The organism is Halobaculum limi, assembly GCF_029490015.1.
GTDB lineage: Archaea > Halobacteriota > Halobacteria > Halobacteriales > Haloferacaceae > Halobaculum > Halobaculum limi.
The window spans coordinates 356,675-374,271 of sequence record NZ_CP120469.1; the positions used below are offsets into that span (position 1 = coordinate 356,675).

14 protein-coding genes are annotated in these 17,597 nt (G+C 66.8%); 11 read left to right on the forward strand and 3 right to left on the reverse strand.

Annotated elements, in window-relative coordinates; genetic code table 11:
* Window positions 1-20: 20 nt before the first annotated feature.
* Both P0D77_RS17300 and P0D77_RS17305 read right to left on the reverse strand, forming a co-directional pair.
* Complete coding sequence (locus P0D77_RS17300) at window positions 21-221, reverse strand: hypothetical protein (RefSeq protein ID WP_277555968.1); 201 nt, start codon at window positions 219-221, stop codon at window positions 21-23.
* A 161-nt stretch (window positions 222-382) separates the two neighbouring features.
* On the reverse strand, window positions 383-1,324 hold the full coding sequence (locus P0D77_RS17305; RefSeq protein ID WP_277555969.1) for a DMT family transporter: 942 nt from the start codon (window positions 1,322-1,324) through the stop codon (window positions 383-385).
* A gap of 167 nt (window positions 1,325-1,491) precedes the next feature.
* Between P0D77_RS17305 and P0D77_RS17310 the strand changes: the two genes are divergently transcribed.
* The gene (locus tag P0D77_RS17310) at window positions 1,492-1,977 is read left to right on the forward strand and encodes an Lrp/AsnC family transcriptional regulator (RefSeq protein ID WP_277555970.1); all 486 of its coding nucleotides are present in this window, start codon (window positions 1,492-1,494) and stop codon (window positions 1,975-1,977) included.
* Window positions 1,978-2,063: 86 nt separating this feature from the next.
* On the opposite strand, the gene P0D77_RS17315 is transcribed toward P0D77_RS17310, so the two are convergent.
* Entirely contained in the window at window positions 2,064-2,543 is a 480-nt protein-coding gene (locus tag P0D77_RS17315) for a HalOD1 output domain-containing protein (RefSeq protein WP_277555971.1), read from the reverse strand.
* Between the two features lie 350 nt (window positions 2,544-2,893).
* On the opposite strand from P0D77_RS17315, the gene P0D77_RS17320 reads away from it, so the two are divergent.
* The 10 genes from P0D77_RS17320 to P0D77_RS17365 all read left to right on the forward strand — a co-directional run bounded on the left by P0D77_RS17320 (window position 2,894) and on the right by P0D77_RS17365 (window position 17,424).
* Window positions 2,894-5,212 (forward strand): hybrid sensor histidine kinase/response regulator, encoded by a 2,319-nt coding sequence (locus tag P0D77_RS17320; RefSeq protein ID WP_277555972.1) that lies wholly within the window; start codon window positions 2,894-2,896, stop codon window positions 5,210-5,212.
* Between the two features lie 83 nt (window positions 5,213-5,295).
* Window positions 5,296-5,841: a gluconate 2-dehydrogenase subunit 3 family protein gene (locus P0D77_RS17325; RefSeq protein WP_277555973.1), complete on the forward strand. Its 546-nt coding sequence runs from the start codon at window positions 5,296-5,298 to the stop codon at window positions 5,839-5,841.
* On the forward strand, window positions 5,838-7,466 hold the full coding sequence (locus P0D77_RS17330) for a GMC family oxidoreductase (RefSeq protein WP_277555974.1): 1,629 nt from the start codon (window positions 5,838-5,840) through the stop codon (window positions 7,464-7,466). Before P0D77_RS17325 ends, P0D77_RS17330 begins: the two co-directional genes overlap by 4 nt.
* A 50-nt stretch (window positions 7,467-7,516) precedes the next feature.
* Entirely contained in the window at window positions 7,517-8,728 is a 1,212-nt protein-coding gene (locus tag P0D77_RS17335; RefSeq protein WP_277555975.1) for an outer membrane protein assembly factor BamB family protein, read from the forward strand.
* A gap of 104 nt (window positions 8,729-8,832) precedes the next feature.
* Window positions 8,833-10,014, forward strand: a complete 1,182-nt coding sequence (locus P0D77_RS17340) for an alpha-1 4-glucan-protein synthase (RefSeq protein WP_277555976.1) — start codon at window positions 8,833-8,835, stop codon at window positions 10,012-10,014.
* Window positions 10,007-11,203 carry an extracellular solute-binding protein gene (locus P0D77_RS17345; RefSeq protein WP_277555977.1) on the forward strand — a complete coding sequence of 399 codons (1,197 nt, stop codon included), beginning with the start codon at window positions 10,007-10,009 and terminating at the stop codon, window positions 11,201-11,203. The genes P0D77_RS17340 and P0D77_RS17345 overlap by 8 nt, the downstream gene beginning before the upstream one ends.
* Before the next feature lie 15 nt (window positions 11,204-11,218).
* Window positions 11,219-12,877, forward strand: coding sequence for an ABC transporter permease (locus P0D77_RS17350; RefSeq protein ID WP_432764861.1), 1,659 nt, complete (start codon window positions 11,219-11,221; stop codon window positions 12,875-12,877).
* Window positions 12,878-12,935: 58 nt separating this feature from the next.
* On the forward strand, window positions 12,936-14,138 hold the full coding sequence (locus P0D77_RS17355) for an ABC transporter ATP-binding protein (RefSeq protein ID WP_432764878.1): 1,203 nt from the start codon (window positions 12,936-12,938) through the stop codon (window positions 14,136-14,138).
* Window positions 14,139-16,325 carry an ArnT family glycosyltransferase gene (locus P0D77_RS17360; protein WP_277555979.1) on the forward strand — a complete coding sequence of 729 codons (2,187 nt, stop codon included), beginning with the start codon at window positions 14,139-14,141 and terminating at the stop codon, window positions 16,323-16,325.
* 283 nt (window positions 16,326-16,608) lie between these two features.
* Complete coding sequence (locus P0D77_RS17365) at window positions 16,609-17,424, forward strand: CPBP family intramembrane glutamic endopeptidase (protein WP_277555980.1); 816 nt, start codon at window positions 16,609-16,611, stop codon at window positions 17,422-17,424.
* Window positions 17,425-17,597 lie beyond the last annotated feature (173 nt).

The window sequence follows — 17,597 nt, forward strand, 5'->3', positions numbered from 1 at the left end:
GTCTGGACACACGGGCACAGTCACGGTCGTTCAGAGCCCAGTTCGGTCTGTTGTGGCGGGTCCACGTCGTCGCGAACGACGTCGACGAACTGTAACGCTGTGCGGATGTGATAGCGCGCCTCCTCCGACTCCGACACCGCAAGTGCACGGCGAAGCGACCGCTCCATTCGCGCGAGTCCGGCGGTCCCGTCGTCGCTGGCCGAAGGATCCGAATCATTCATACCTGAGAGGAGGACGCTGAGCGTCTAAGTTATTCAGCTGCTTCAATAGAAAATCAAGTTTGAGAGTTTCCCTACCGCACAGATACGGCTGTGTTGTGCTCAGTAGGACGATCCCTGTACGACCAAGGGCTGGCTTTCAAAATGGCGTGCGGCGGTTCGACTTACTGTAACGCCGTTCGAAGTCTGGACACGGCGTCGTCGGCCGCGCCACGAAGCACGTCGCCTTCGACCAGTGCGAACGAGACGACCACCAACGAGAAGCCGACGAACGCGGCGTCGGTCGGGACGTAGCCGAACAGGACGAACGCCAGCGCGGCCGCCGCCGCCGGTTCGACGTAGCCGACGAGCGTCGTTCGCGTCGCGCCGATGTCGTCGAGGAGGCGGAAGTACACGTGGAACGCGACGACGCCCGGCCCGAGGACGAGGAACCACAGTGAGACCAGCGCCGTCGGCGACGTGGGCACGACCTGTGGCTCCCCGAGCGCCCGACTCCCGACGTGGAGCAGCGCTGCGCCAGCGAGCATCCCCCAGCCCTGCATCCCGGTCGGAGCGATATCGGGGCTCGTACGACGCAACAGGAGCGTCCCGACCGCAAACGCCACGGTCGCGCCGAACACCAGCGACGTGCCTGCGACGTCGACGCCGCCGGTGCCGCCGGGGTCGGTGACGGCGACGACGCCGACGAACCCGAGCGCGACACCAGCGTATCCGGTCGTGGAGAGGCCCTCGTCGCTGACGAGCAGCGGTGCCACGACGGCCGTGATGACTGGTGCGAGCGCGACGACCGCCGACGCGACCGGGCCGGGGACGGTCTGTTGACCCACGTACAACAGGGCGTGGTGTGCGAACACGACGAAGACGGCGACGACGCCGATAGCGCCGAAGTCGTCTCGCGTCGTCGGTCGCCACTGGGAGCCTCGGAACACGGCAGCGACGAGGATCACTGCGCCCGCGAGATCGTACCTGACCGCAGCGAACAGCAACGGTGGCCACCGACTCACCCCTGCCTCGATAGCGACGAACGAGCCACCCCACAGCGTTGCGAGCACGACGAACAGCACCGCCGAATATGGAACGTCTCTCCAAATAGAGTCGAATTTCATTGAAACCAGATCGGCATATTAGCTCGTGTGTTAAATATACTTCTAACTAAATGTGGAACTGTAATAGATGTACACCACATTCACCGAGATGGTTGAAAGTAGTTCGACACATCGTCAGAGGATGAGAGAGGACTGGAACTATCACGCTCGCCCTCGGGAGGACACGTATGGACGAGCGCGACCTTCGGATCTTGAAGGCCATCGCGGATCTGGGAACCGGAAGTCCCGAACGGATCAACGAAGAGACGGACATCCCAGTGTCGACGATCCACTACCGCCTGAACAATCTCCGCGAAGCCGGTATCATCGCCAACGATCTGTACGATATTGACCTCGACGAACTCGGGTTGGGCGTGACGGTGCTGGTGGAGGTGCTGGCCGACTACGCGGGCGAACACGACGACGTCGCGGCGACCATCGCCGAACTCGAAGGCGTGACGACGCTCCTGTCGACGATGGGAGAGACGGACTTCGTGGCGATCGCACACCTCCCCGACGACCAGGCTGTCGGGCGACTCCTCCGAGAGTTCGAGCGGATTCCGGCCGTCGAGCGGACGAATTCGACGTACGTCATCGAGACGCTGTACGACGATGCACGGGCGCTGTCGTCGTATTCGCTAGAGTCACTCGTCGACGCGCTAGCGACCGAGTGAACGGCGGCGTGTCGACGAACGAACCCCTAAGCACCGGCCGTGCGTGCGCGCACGGACACCACGATGTCCGCTGTACTTGTCGTCGCTTACTCCGACAGATGGACCGAACCGTCGGATTCGACGGTGACCCGATACCCAGCGTACTCGAACGTGATGTGGTCGGGAGTGAGGCCCGAGACGACTGACTCCAAGACGTCGGGGTCGACAACGTCGTACAAGGGCGGAAGGTCCATCGGCGAGACGTCGCGGTGGTCGGCGATGGTCATCGCAATGGTCTCGACGATGGTCGCGTCGTTCGGAACGACGCTCGAATCGGTAGCGTCGGTCGAATCGGTTCCAATCACCTCGACGGACCACGCCGCGCCGTCGGTTTCGTGTAGGAACCATCGTCCGGTTACGTCCACGCCGTTGCTGGCGGCCATATCGAGGACCGACTGCAGGGCTGTACACAGCGTCTCCTCGTCGTCGATCGGTCCGAGTTGTTCGATGCTGGTCTTTTGCGACCGTTCGGCGGCGGGTCCGGGCCGATCAGTCGGGCCGGTCGTGTCCGCATCTGAATCGTCCATATGTGTACTCTCGTGTATTCTTCGTCCAGTCACCCGGCCAGACCGATACCGAATCGACCAATCACCGGGCCTCAGCCAGCAAACGACCCGAGTTTGTGGTCGAAGGCGACAATTACTAGCAGTTGTGAGAATGAATCAATAGGACTTAGCAATGTCTGATACTGTGCTGTCATAACTTGGCAGCGGTGAACGCCATAGTAGATGGCGGTGGATCAACTGGACACAACGACTCGACACACACCGGACGAATGTCTTGCGGCAGCGAGGAAATTGTGTTCACCGAACACCGGGGTGTATAAACCGGTACTACTTTTGTTGCTGTGGTTCTGCAAGAGACATATTGAACATATATGAGTACTGATTCGTTCGACCCCGTCTCGGTCCTGTACGTGGACCGTGATCAGTCGGCGGCCGAGCGGACGGTCGCGGCACTAGAAGGGGGGGACGAGCGGATTACGGCGACCCCGGCGACGGACCTCGCGAGCGTCCGTCGCCTCCTCGCAGACGGTCGGTTCGACTGTGTCGCCGCGGCGTCTGACCTGTGTGACGCCACCGAACGAACCGTGGCCGCAGCCATCGACGACGGCGGTCACTCCTGCCCACTCGTGGTGCACGAAGGGGCCGCAGACGGAGCAACAGTCACCGCTGTTCGGCCCACGGACAGGGTGGACACTATCGACGTGACTCGATCGGATTCGTCGGTCGACGACCTTCGATCGAATATCGTCGACGCCGTGCGAGCGTGGCGACGAGAGCGGGACCGGGCACGAGCGAGACGGGTCAACGACCTGTTCCACAGTGCGACGGCAGAACTCGTCCGGGCGACGACCACCGAAGCTGTCGAACGCGCCGTCTGTTCTGCCATCGAGGAGTCGACGGTGTACGCGTTCGGTTGGGTCGGTCACGTCGACGGTGACGAAGGCGGGTGTGTGATCCGACCGACCGCCGCCAGCGGGGAGAGCACCCCCCTCAGACCAGTCACTCTCTCGGGAACCGAGGTTGCGTCCCACGAGCACACCGAAGCCACGGTGACGGTCCACCAGACACCTCAAGCGGACGGTGCTGACGACGCACAGCGGTGGGGGACACACGCGACGGAGCAGTCAGTCGAGTCCGTCGCGTGCGTTCCGCTCGGCAGGACACACCGCCGGCGGGTGGCGGTCGTGTACGCGACCGACCCCGGGGCGTTCGGGGAGTCGGAGGTCGCGGCGCTCCGTGCGTTCGGCGAGACGGTCGGAGAGGCGTTCGATGCGGTGACGCCGCAAGCGACGGACGCAGACACGCTGAGCACGGCCCAGCGTGAGCGCTTCGTGTCGGTCTTCGAGTCGATTCCGTATCCGACCGTCCACGTCGAGATGGACAGCGACGGGAGCAATCGAGTGAAGGCGACGAACTCGGCGTTCAGCGAGACGTTCGGCTACGACGAATCGGAGGCTGTCGGACAGTCGATAAACGACCTCATCGTGACGCCGGAACGGACGGACGCCGCACGGGAACTCGACAAGCGCGTCGCCGACGGCGAACGCGTCGAGGCGGAACTCTGCCGCGAGACCGTCGACGGCCCCCGACGGTTCCTCTTTCGTGCGCGGAAGTTCGAGATTCGAGACGGGAGTAGGGAGGCGCTAGGCGTGTACGTCGACATCACCGACCGAAAGCGTCGCGAGACGGAGTTGGAGCGCTACGAGCGGATCATCGAGGCGGCGGGCGACCCCGTCTACACACTCGACCCCGAGGGCTACATCACCTACGTGAACGCGCAGATTGGCGAACTGACCGATCAATCCCCGGAGGAACTCGTCGGGAAACACGTCTCGGCGATGCTGCCCGACGAGGAGGTTCGACGAGGGACCGAACTGATCACCGAGTTGCTCGACGACCCCGACCGCGACCGGGCGACCGTCCGGATGTCGGTCAAACGAGCCGACGGCGAGGTTCCCGTCGAGAACCACATCGCCCTCCTGCCGTCCGACGAGGGATTCGGCGGAACCGTCGGCGTCCTCCGCGACATCAGTGGGCGAGTCGAACGCGAAGAACGGCTGAAAGCACAGAACGAACGACTAGAGGCGTTCTCCAGCATCGTCGGTCACGACCTCCGGAATCCGCTCAACGTCGCACAGGGACACATAGACCTGGCACGCACCGAAAGCGACCTCGACGAGACGGAGGCGCTCGACACCGCCGGCCGTGCACTCGACCGAATGGAGCGACTCATCGAGACGCTGTTGACGCTCGCACGGGAAGGCCGGTCCGTCTCTTCGTTGGAGCCAGTTCCGCTGTCTGCCCTCGTCGAAGACTGTCGAGAAGTCGCCGAGACGATGGGCGGAACCCTGGACGTGGACGCGACGGAGACGGTACTCGCGGACCGAACCCGCCTGCGACAACTCGTCGAGAACCTCGTCCGCAACGCCATCGAACACGGCGGCCCGGACGTGACCATCCGCATCGCCGACGCGCCCGACGGGTTCGTCGTGGAAGACGACGGCCCCGGCATCCCGGCGGAGGCACACGACCACCTGTTCGAGATGGGATACACGACCGACGACGGGACTGGCCTCGGACTGAGCATCGTCAAGCGAATCGTCGAGGCTCACGAGTGGGACATCGAAGTCGGGGCCAGCGAAGACGGCGGCGCGAGATTCACCGTCACCGGCGTCGATCGACCGGAGTGAGTTTCTAGTGAGCGATTCCACCGAGACAGTCCACGACCACAGAGCGTAATCCTCTTGTTTAGGTCGGCCAAAATACCGGCCGAATGGAGTTGACGCGCCGCGACGCCATCGCCGCGTTCGCCGCGGCGGCGACCGGGTCGCTGGCCGGATGTAACGCCCCGACGAATCGGATCGACGCCGCGGGGCGCGATACCGAGACGGCCGGGGTCGACGACCACGAGGTAGCGACGCTCGTCGCCATCGCGGAGGTGGTGTATCCGTCGTCCGTGACCGGCGTCGAGGAGTTCGTCCGCACGTACTCCGTGCGTCGAATCCGCGACGACGACGCGTACGCGGCGGGCGTCGCCGAAGCCGTAGATGCTCTCGACGAGTACACCGCAGCGTTCGACGACGCCGACTACGTCGCTCTCGACGCCGACCGACGCCTGGAGGTCCTCGACGTGATGAGCGTCGACGTGGTCGACCCCGACCCGGACGGGACGAGACCACAGCGCGTGCGCCACTACCTCGTCAACGAACTGTTGTACGCATTCTACACCTCCCCGACCGGCGCTCGACTGGCGGGGTTAGAGAACCCACCCGGTCATCCCGGTGGGACACAGTCGTATCAGGAGGGCCCCGACGGATGAGCGCCGGCGACACACCGACCGGGAGCGGTCTCGTCGACGACGACCGAACACCGTCGCCGCGGGTGGACGTCTGTGTCGTCGGCGCGGGGCCGGCGGGAGCACTCGTCGCGTCGAAACTGGCCGCCGCCGGCCACGAGGTGATCGTCCTCGACGCCGGCCCGCAGTTCGACCCGAACGACCGGCAGGCGCGGATGGAGCGACACCTGCGACCAGGACTGGACGCGCCGGTGTGGGACGTGGATGGCGAACGCGACGCGTACAGCAGTTCCGGTGAGCAGTACTACCCGCTCAACGTGAGTCGGGTGAAAGGCATCGGCGGCAGTACCCTCCATTGGCAGGGGATGGTGATGCGGATGCACGAACAGGACTTCCGCCTCGCCAGCGACACCGGGATGGGTGACGACTGGCCCATCGCGTACGACGACCTCAAATCGTACTACGCGAGTGCCGAGGCGGAACTGTCCGTGTCCGGTGCGTCGGACAACCCCTTCGCGCCGCCACGCGACGACCCGCATCCCCTGCCCGCGTTCCCGCCGAGTTACAGCGACTCGCTGTTTGCAGAGGCGTGTGAGGCGGTCGGACTGGCGACCCACTCGGTTCCGAACGCACGCAACTCCGAACCGACCGAGGAGGCGAGCGCCTGTGTCGGCTACGGCACCTGTAAGCCGGTGTGTCCCTCCGGCGCGAAGTACGACGCGACGCGACACATCGAGCGAGCGGCGGCGAACGGCGCACGCATCCTCGACCGCGTGCCGGTCCAGCGCCTCGAACACGACGACGCGGGCGAACAGGTGACTACGGCGGTGTACGCGACGCCCGACGGCGAGGAGCATCGACAGGAGGCGCGGGAGTTCGTCGTCGCCGCGGGCGGCGTGGAGACGCCGCGCTTGCTGCTCCTCTCACAGAGTGAGACGTACCCCGACGGCCTCGCTAACTCCTCGGGACTCGTCGGCCGCTACTTTATGGACCACCTGTTCGCGGGGATGGGCGGCACGCTCGACGAGCCAACCCGCCAGAAGCACGTCGGCTTCAACACCACCGAGAGCCACCAGTTCTACGACCGCCCGGACGACTCACGGACGGCAATCAAACTGGAGTTCCTCAACTACGCCGGCCCCGCACCCGCCGACGTGGCCCTCGGTGCGGACACCTTCGGCGACGAGTTGCTGGAGGAGATTCGCGGCGCGTACGGGACCCACGTCGCGATGGGTGCGCTCGTCGAGCAGTTGCCGCGGCGCGAGAACCGCATCCGCCTCGACCCCTCGCGCACAGACGACCACGGCAACCCCGTCCCCGACGTGGTGTGGGGCCTCGACGCGAAGACCCGCGCGACCATCGAACGCGCGAACGAGATACAGCGCGACGTGTTGGAGGAGATGGGCGTCGACATCGGGTGGACCGTCGGCCCCGACAACACCGGCCCGGCGTACCACCACATGGGCACGACGCGAATGGGGACAGACCCCACCGACAGCGTCGTCGACCCGCAGTTGCGCACCCACGACCTCGGCAACCTCACGCTCGCGGGGAGTTCCGTATTCGTCACCGGCGGCGCGATGAACCCCACGCTCACCATCGCGGCGCTGTCGCTGAAAGCGGCCGACCACGTCGCCGAACGCCTCTGAGGTGACGACAGGCACAAGAGATTTTTCCGACACGTGCGGGAGTGAGGACGATGCCCTCCAGACGCCGGTACCTCGCGACCCTCGGCGCGGGCGCAGTCGCCGGGTTCGCCGGGTGTTCAGACGTCGTCGGTCGCCCTGCCGCGTCTGACCCGCCGGCCCCCGAGACACCGCCGCTCGACGCTGAAAGACAGATCTACGGCTCTGACGGGAGGTGGTCGAGTTTCGGCTGCAACGCCAGCAACACCCGTAGTGTCCACGGCATCCACGCGGGGGAAGCGCCCGTCGACGGCGTCAGCGAGGACTGGCGTGTGTCGGTTCCGGGCCTCCAGCGACGCGCACCCGTCGTCGCCGACGGGACGGTGTACCTCCCCGGACGCGACGCCGTGCGGGCGTACGACGCCGCCGACGGGAGCGAACTGTGGCGCGCCGAGGGCGTGCGTGACCACCCGGTCGTGCGGGGTGACACTGCCTTCGTCGCCGACAGCCTCGACCGGGCGGTCCGTGCGCTCGACGCCGACACCGGCGAGGAGCGCTGGTCAGTCTCGGTCGACGCGCCACCCGTCGGCCCGACGCAGTACCCCGGGCAACCGCTCGTCGTCGGCGCAGGGGAGACGGTCCACGCACTTGACCCGGCGTCCGGCGACGAGGTGTGGTCTCGACAGGTGTTTGGCTCAGTGCTCGCGAGTCCGCCAGTGTGGCGGGGACACACCGTCGCCGTCGCGACCGAGGCAGGAGAGGTGTCGCTCCTCCGCCTGTCCGACGGGCAGGGGGTGTGGCGCTATCGCCTGCCAGCGCGGCCGACGTGCCCGCCGTCTGCCGACAGTGACTCGGTGTACGTCACCTGTCTGGACGGGGCGACCTACGCCCTCGGCGACGACGGCAACCCGGCGAGCGACCCGTACTGGAGCGTCGACACCGGATGGACGCGTCTCGGACTCGGCGTAGACTCGGGGCTGGTGTTCGCCGGGTCGACGCAGGGACTCCACGCTCTCGATGCCGAGTCGGGTGACAAACGGTGGACTCACGACATCGGCGACTGGGAGGTGACTGCGCCGGCTATCGGCCGCGACACGCTGTTCGTCGGTGGCGACCGCCTGTGGGCGCTGGACCCGACGGAGGGAGGGGGCGACGCCGGCCCACCGGTCCGCTTTGAACGGTCGTTCGACGGCCGCGTCGGTCCCGGCCCAGTCCTCGACGACGGCACCCTGTACGTCGTCGCAGAGACCGGCGCGGAGTCGACGCACCTGGTGGCGCTGTCGTAGTCTCGGCACTCGATTTTGGTCAGCGACGAGGGGCGACGCGGAGAGTTTTGGGCCACCGAAAAATCGACACCCTTTAGGTCGGCCTAATCGGTATGTGAGAACGAATGAGTACACGACAGGATACCTGCGTCGTCATCCCGACGATTCGGGAGTACGAGTGCCTTCGTGCGTACGTGGAGAACGCACGCAACCACGGCTTCGACACCGACCGGTTGTTCTTCGTCCTCGTCACCGAGGACTTCTGCGACACCGACGCGATGGAAGCGATGCTCGACGAGGAGGACGTCGACGGCGTCGTCTTCGACGGCAGCGCACGCGAGGCGTGGTTCGCCGACCACGACGCCGCGGAGTTCGACCACATCGTGCCCGCCGCGAGTCACGCACAGACCTCCTTCGGTCTGCTGTATATGTGGGCGCACGACCGCTTCGAGTACGGCGTGTTCATCGACGACGACACGCTCCCGCACGACGACGAGGACTTCTTCGGCACCCACATGGACAACCTCAATTACGAGGGTGCGGTCGAATCCGTCAGTTCCGACGAGTCGTGGGTGAACGTCCTCTACCAGAGCGACACGGATCTGTACCCACGCGGCTATCCGTACGCCGCGATGGAGGAAACGGTCGAGACGGACACCGAACACGTCGACGACGTCGTCGCCTCGCAGGGCCTGTGGACGAACGTGCCGGACCTCGACGCCGTCCGCATCCTGATGGACGGCGACCTGCAGGGCCAGGCGCAGACCCTGACGGAGTCCTCCCACTTCAAGCGCGACTTCGTCGCCGAGGAGGGCCAGTACCTCACCGTCTGCTCGATGAACCTCGCGTTCCGTCGGGAAATCATCCCCGCGTTCTACCAACTGCCGATGGACGACAACGAGTGGGACGTCGGCCGCTTCGACGACATCTGGTCGGGGCTGTTCCTCAAGCGTGCCGCGGACGTCCTCGACAAGCAGGTGTACAACGGCGGTCCCCTCTGTGAACACAACAAGGCGCCGCGCTCGACGTTCGACGACCTCGCCAACGAGGTTGCGGGCCTCGAACTCAACGAACACGTCTGGGAAGTGCTCGACGAGGTTGCACACGACGCCGACTCCTTCGAGGCGGCGTTCGCGGAGATGGCCGACGCCCTCGCGGAGGGCGATTTCGAAGAATGGAACAACGGCGCCTTCCTCAACCACTGTGGAGAGTATATGCGCGACTGGCTGACCTGTCTCGACCGTGTCGAAGGCGCAGGGACCCGTGCGAAGGCCGCCGAGTCCGCGGAGGTGCCCGCCGATGACTGACGAGCGACGCACCTACCGACGGCGGAAGGTACTCGCGAGCCTCGGCGTCGCTGGTGCGGCCGGCCTCGCCGGGTGTAACGGTGTCCTCGGCGGCGGCGAGGAGACGAGCAGCGGCGGTGGCGGCGGTGGTGGCGGCACTGGCAGCGACAGCGGTGAGGACGCCATCGGCGCGGCCTTCGAGGAGTTCCGTGGCTCCGGTCCGCTCGCACAGGGGCGCTCCGACGTCGGCGGGACCCGCATCGAGGACCTGCCGAACCTCAGCGGCAGCCTCACCATCTACCTCGGCGGCGGCGAGGGTGGCCTCTACCGCGACCTGTTGGCGAAGTTCGGGCAGATCTACCCGGACTTCGAGTACCAGGTGCGGGAGGCCGGGACCGCAGACGCGGCGAACACCATCATCAGCGAGGGCGCGGCGACGCCGGCGGACGTGTTCTGGTCGGTCGACGCCGGGTCGCTCGCAGCGGTCGCCAACGAGGGGCTGACCGCGGGGCTGCCCGCGGAGGTCATCGACCCCGTCCCCGAGGAGTTCCACCCCGACGACCAGTGGGTCGGCGTCGCCGGCCGTGCACGCGCCATCCCGTACAACACGGCGGAACTCTCGGAGGACGACGTTCCCGACAGCGTGATGGACTTCCCCGAGTCGCAGGCGCTCGCGAACGCCGTCGGCTGGGCACCCACCTACGGCGCGTTCCAGTCGTTCGTCACCGCGATGCGACTCATCGAGGGCGAGGACGACACTCGGGCGTGGCTCCAGGGGATGCTCGACGCCGGCGTGACGGAGTTCAGCAACGAGTTCCTCGTCTCGAACGCCGTCGCCGACGGGGCGCTCAACGCTGGCTTCGCCAACCACTACTACGCGCTGCGCGTACAGGCCGCCCGGCCGAACGCGCCGCTCGACTTAGCGTTCACCAGCGGCGACGCCGGCGCCCTGATCAACGCCGCCGGCGCACAGGTGCTGTCGGCGAGTCAGAACCAGGAGTTGGCGTTCACCTTCCTCCGCCACCTGCTGTCGGCGGAGGCGCAGGAGTTCTTCGCCACGCGGACGTACGCGTACCCGATGGTCGAGGACATCGCCCCGGTCGGCGGACTGCCGCCGGTCGGCGAACTGAACCCGCCGAGCATCGACCTCAACGAACTCTCGAACATCCAGCCGACGCTGGAACTGATGCGCGAGGTGGGCGTGCTGTGAGGGAGGCGATCTGAGGTGGCCCCTGGCGAGGGGTTCGGGCGGGTCCGCGGAATCGTCGGATCGGACGACGACGAGCCTGGGGTCGCGGTCGTGCTCCTCGCTGCGGGGGTCGCAGCGGCGGTGCTGTCGCCGCTGATCTGGTTACTGATCAGCGCCGCAGAACTGTCGCTGTCGGATGCGACGGCGCTGTTAGCGTCGGGCACGACGACCGACGTTCTCGTCAACAGCCTCGCACTCGTCGGCGTCGTGACGGGCGCGTCGGTCGCGTTAGGCGTACCACTGGCGGTGTTGACCGTCCAGACGAACCTCCCGTTCAGGCGGGCGTGGACCGTCATCGCGGCGCTCCCGCTCGTCGTTCCCAGTTACATCGGCGCGTTCGCGTACGTCTCGGCGTTCGGGCCCAGCGGCGCGCTTCCGGACCTCCTGACCGACTACGGCCTCGGGGTGGTGGTCCCGTACCTCCCAACCGTCTACGGACTGGGTGGGACGGCGCTCGTGTTGACGCTGTTCACGTACCCGTACGTCTTCTTGACCACGCGAGCGTCGCTGCTGTCGTTCGACACGACCCAGTTAGAGGCGGCGCGGACGCTCAACCACTCGTACCCTGAGGCGTTCCGCCGGGTCATCCTCCCACAGATTGCGCCGGGCGTCACCGCGGGGGCGCTGTTGGTGGCGCTGTACACCCTTTCTGACTTCGGGACGCCCGCGATTATGCGCTTCGACGTATTCACGCGCGTCATCTACGTCGAACTCAACTCCTTCGGCGTCGGCCGGGCGAACGCGACGCTGCTGTCGATCCAACTGCTGGCGGTGACGGCGGTCATCCTCGCGCTGGAGTCGCGCGTCAGCGGCGACGCCGCCGCGGGCTACGGGACGCCCTCGTCGGCGCGAGCGGTCGTCTCGCTGGGGCCGTTCCGGTGGCTCGCGACGCTCGTGCCTGCAGTCGTGAGCCTGTTCACGCTCGTGCTGCCGGTGGGTATCCTCACGATGTGGCTCGTGCGCTCTGGCCCGGGGTACAGCGGTGGCGGCCTCGCCTTCCGCCCCGACTTCGCCGTGAACTCGGTGTACGTCGCCGCCCTCGCAGCGGGAATCACCGTCTTATTCGCGCTCCCGGTCGCGTACTACGCGGGGCGGTCGAACTCGGTGTTGGCGAAAGCGACCGAACGGGCGACGTACCTCGGCTACGCGATGCCGGGGGTCGTCCTCGGACTCGCGCTGGTGTTCTTCTCCTCGCGGTGGCTGTTGGAGACGTTCGGTGCGAGCGCCGCACAGGTCGTCTATCAGTCGCTACCGCTGCTCGTGTTCGCGTACGTCGTGCGATTCCTCCCACAGGCCGTCGGCGCGACCCGGTCGTCGGTGCTGGGCGTCGACCAGGATCTGGTCGGCGCGGCGCGGCTGCTCGGTGAGTCGCCGAGCGGTGCGTTCAGACGGGTGACGCTCCCACTCATCTCGCCCGGACTGGTCGCTGGTGCGGCGCTCGTGTTCCTCACGACGATGAAGGAACTGGACACGACGCTCATCCTGCATCCGACAGGGTTTACAACGATAGTGACCTACATCTGGCGAGTTCAGGAGGCCGGGTACTACGGCAGGGCGGCGCTGCCGGCGCTGGTGCTGGTGGCGGTGTCCGGCCTCTCGATGGTGCCGCTACTGAAAGGAAGCGACGATGACTGACGACACACCCCCCACGAGACGTGGCGTGAACGACGCCTCGAACGACGCCGGTAGTTCGGTGACCGACGGCGGCACCACCGTCGACACGGGAGACGCCGACGCCACCGAGGCGGTCGGTGAAGTTCACGGCGCGGATACCGACTCCGCGCCCGAACGGGATGCAGTCGTCACCAGCGGGACACAGTCGGTCGCCGACGACGCCAAACCGGTGTTGGAACTGGAGGGAGTGGTCAAGCGATACGGTCCCGAGACCGCCGTCGACGGCCTCGACTTGACCGTCCACGAGGGCGAACTCGTGACCTTGTTGGGTCCGTCTGGGTGTGGCAAGACGACGACGCTTCGAATGATCGCTGGTCTGGAGACGCCCTCCGACGGGACGATTCGCGTCGCCGGCGAGGTGGTCGCGGGCGAGGGGTCGGTGACGCCGCCCGAAGAGCGTGACGTCGGCCTGGTGTTCCAGGAATTCGCGCTGTTCCCACATCTCACCGTCGCGGAGAACATCGCGTTCGGCCTCGACGACCCCGACTCACCCGAGGCGGACGAACGGGTAGCGAACCTGCTCGAACTGGTCGGTCTCGGAGAGTACGGCGACCGCTCGCCGGCGGACCTGTCGGGCGGCCAGCGCCAGCGGGTCGCACTCGCGCGGTCGCTCGCACCCGAACCGGACGTCCTCTTGCTGGACGAACCATTCTCGAACCTCGACGTGAGCCTGCGCGTGCGGATGCGCGAGGAGGTGAAGCGCATCCTCGACGAGGCTGGCGTCACCGCCGTCTCCGTCACCCACGACCAAGAGGAGGCGCTGTCTATCTCCGACCGCGTCGCCGTCGTCAACGGGGGGACCGTCGAACAGGTAGACGACCCCGGTGAGGTGTTCGAACACCCGACCTCGCGGTTCGTCGCCTCCTTCCTCGGGCAGGCGAGTTTCCTCCCGGCACACGTCACCGCCGACGCCATCGAGACGAGCGTCGGCTCCTACGATCGCGACCTGTTGAAGGGACTGGGCGACGGCTACGCCGGGAGCCGCGTCGACGTCCTCGTTCGCCCGGACGACCTCCGAGCCGCGGCGGTCGGTGAGGGCGACGCCGACGGACACGTCGTCCGGCGGCAGTACACCGGGCCGTCGTTCGTCTACCACGTGGAACTCACGGACGGGACCGTCGTCCGGTGTCTCCACAACCACACCGAGGACTTCGAGGTTGGAGAGCCAGTCGCAGTCACGTTAGTCGCCGACCACGCACTCGCGTGGTATCCCGCAGAGTAGATGTCTGGACTGTCTCCCGACGACGGGGACCAGTCGACCACCGCTGTGGCGTCCGTCCGGACACGCTTGCTCGACGCACTCGATTCGGCCGACAGTGGCCACGCAGCGACGGCGATGCTCGCAGTCGTCGCCGCCGCCGTGGCGGTACTCGTCTCGACGGGCGTGTTCCCGTTTCGCTCGCTCAACCACGACGAGGGCGTGTACCTCCAGCAAGCGGAGCTGTTGCTCGCGGGGAAGGTGTTCCTCAGCCCGCCCGTTGAGGACGCCTTCAGACCGTGGTTCTTCGTCGAGAGCGACCGAGGGCTGTACTCGAAGTACGCGCCCGTCCCGGCGACGGTGTTCGCGCTCGGAAAGCTCTTGGGCGGCTACACCGTCGCGCTGGTCGGTATTGCGGCGGGGCTCGTCGTCGCCACCGTCTCGCTCGGGCGGGAACTGTTCGACGCTCGCGTGGGCGTCCTCGCCGGCGTGCTCCTGCTTGCGACGCCGCTGTTCGTCGTCCACTCGGGGGTGTACCTCCCGTACGCACTGACGGCGACGCTGAACGTCGCCTTCGCCGTCTGGTACCTCCGCGGTGAGCGCCGCGAGTCGCTGCGCGATGCGACGCTGGCGGGCGTCGCAGTGGGCCTCGCCTTCTTCGCACGACCGTACACGGCGGTGCTGTTCGCGCTGCCGTTCGTCGCACACGCGGTCGTCACGCTCCTCCGAGCGCGAGCGTGGCGCGTGCTCACCGCCGGACGCGATGCGGTCGATACGGCGGTCACGAACCTGCTCGCGCGCCGAGTCGTGACTGCCGCACTCGGGTTGGCGGGCGTCGCCGCGGCGCTCGGGTACAACGTCGTCGTCACCGGCGACCCGCTCGTGTTCCCGTATCTCGCGTTCGCGCCCGAGGACGGCATCGGCTTCGGCGAACGCGCCATACTGGGTCACGAGGTGGACTACACGGTCGAGTTGGCGTTGGAGGCGAACCGACTGGTGGTCACCGACCTGCTGACCGAGTGGGTCGTCGCGGGGACCGCCGGCGCAGTCGCCGCGGGCGTAGGCGTCGCGGTCGCTGTCGGGCGGGCGCGAGCGGTCACCGACGTCGCCGACGGCGTGAGCACCCGAGTGCGTCGGGGATTGCTCGCTGGGACGTTCCTCACCGTGGTCGGTGGGAACGTCGCATTCTGGGGGAACTACAACGTGCTCGGAGCGCTCGACGCGAGCGACGACGGCCTCATCCACTACTTGGGCCCGTACTACCACTACGACCTGATCGTGCCGACGGCGGTGTTCGCCGCGGTCGCAGTCGTCGCGGGCGTCGAGGCCGTCCGGCGTCACGGCCGGCGCGTCGCCGAGCGAGACGGCGTCGACCCGCGGGCAATCCGCGCGGTCGGTGCGGCCCTCCTGCTGGTTGCGGCGGCGGGCGTCGGCGGCGTGGGCGTCGCCGCCGTCGACGAGACGGTCGACCGGAATCAAGAGGTCACGCAAGAACTCCGGGCAGGCTACGGCCCGCTGGCTGACGGCGGTCCCGAGGACGGCGTGGTGTTCCTCCCGACACCGTACGGCCCGTGGCTGAACCACCCGTTCCAACTGCTCGTCAACGACGCCGACTACGACGACGGCCCGGTGTACGCGCTCGGCGACACCCACGAACTCGCGGTCGCGGCGGCGTTCCCCGACCGCGACCTGTATCGCTACGTGTACGCCGGGTCGTGGGTCCCGGTCGACGACAGCACCGTCCGCGGGGCTGTCAAGGAGGTCGAGCGCATCTCCGGCGAGTCCATCTCGCTGACGGCGACGCTGGGCCGACCCGACGGCGTCGAGGCGACTACCGTCCGTATCACGGGCGACGAGGGGTCGACGTACCTCGTCGCGAACGACTCCGGGGGACCGCTCACCCTGCACCTGACCGTCGACGGCGACACTCTGCGTGCGTCGGGCGACGCACTCGCGTCCCCCAGCGGCGACGCGACGCTCGCGGTCGACGACGTCGACGAGGTGTCCATCGAGGTGTTCGTCGCGACTGGACCCGCCAGCGGCTACAGCTATCAGGTGGTGTTCCCCGTCGAACGCGAGGACGGCATCGTCCGTGCGCTCTCGCCGACGGTCGAGCGGTGCTCGGTCCCGACACAGTGCATCCCTCAAGGCATCGGCGAGACGCCGCCCAACCGCGGCGTCGACGTGACGCTCTCGAACGCGTCGACATAGCGCCCGACCAGCGTGTGGAATCGGCGCCGGGTCAGTGACCCACGACTGAAGTCGTGGTTCACTGACATATCGAAGTATTTTTTATAAATTATACGATTGACGTGGAGAGTCAGACTGCCATCGCTCGTGGGGTTGTTCGAGGATTGTCGGATTCCTCCCACGGCTAAAGCCGTGGGCTTCTTCCTTGCATTCGTGTGAGCGTCGACATCCCGAATGTCGCCGAATTCATCGGGGTAGGAACCGTCGTGCGGCTACTTGAGCGGCCTGTTCGTTTTGTCACACGATGGCATACTCCTCCCGGTGGGCTGTCGAACGCGGCCTTCGGCGGTTCACGGCGCTGTTCGCACTCGGCGTGTTCGGGGTGGTTGCCGCGGGTGTGACGGCGGTCATCAGGGCCGACCCATCGGCAGGGCCGACTCCCGAGCGAGTGGTCGCCGTCCTCGTCTCCTCGGCGCGACCGCTGGCGTTGCTGGGAGTCGCGGTGGTCGTCGGCCTCGTCGCGGCCCCCCGAGTGGGCTTTCGCTCGCGAGTACGCGAGTACGTCAGCGGCAACCAGTCGGCGTGGCGCGGGGTGCGCTCGGACCTCACTCGTGCCGTGTGGTACGGCCTCGCCGTCGGTGTCACCCTCATCGTCACCGCGGCGGTGTTCACACCGGAGAGTACGCTCTCCACCGACGGTGTGACGGTCGCGACCGTGCTCGCCAGCCTGCCACAGCAGGTGCTGTACGCCGGCCTCACCGAGGAGTTGCTGTTGCGGTGGGGCGCGATGGCGCTCGTCTCGCTCGTGTTGTGGTGGGCGCTCGACTGCCGATACGGGACGGTGCCGCCGGGGGTCGCGTGGACGTCCATCGCCGTCTCCGCACTGTTGTTCGGACTGGGTCACCTCCCGTCGGCGACAGCGCTGTACGGCGACCTCAGCCTCACCACCGCGGCGGTCGTCGTCGGGACCAACTCGGCCGCCGGGGTCGCATACGGCTGGCTGTTCTGGCGGCAGAGCCTCGAGGCCGCGATGGTTGCACACGCCGTGTCAAACCTCGTGTACGTCTGCGCGTCGCTCGTGTTCGTGACCGCCGCCGCGACGCCCGTCATTATTCCATAGGTCTACAGAGAGAAGGACGCTGTCGAAGTCCCCGATCGGAGAGCGGTTTCAGTCGTGGTGGCCACTATGTCGCGCAAATGTCTGCTACTCAGTCGTCAGTATCGAGCGTGGTGGGCGATAGATACAGAGGATCTGTCCGTCAGATCGGCAATCGGGAGAAGAACATTACGGTA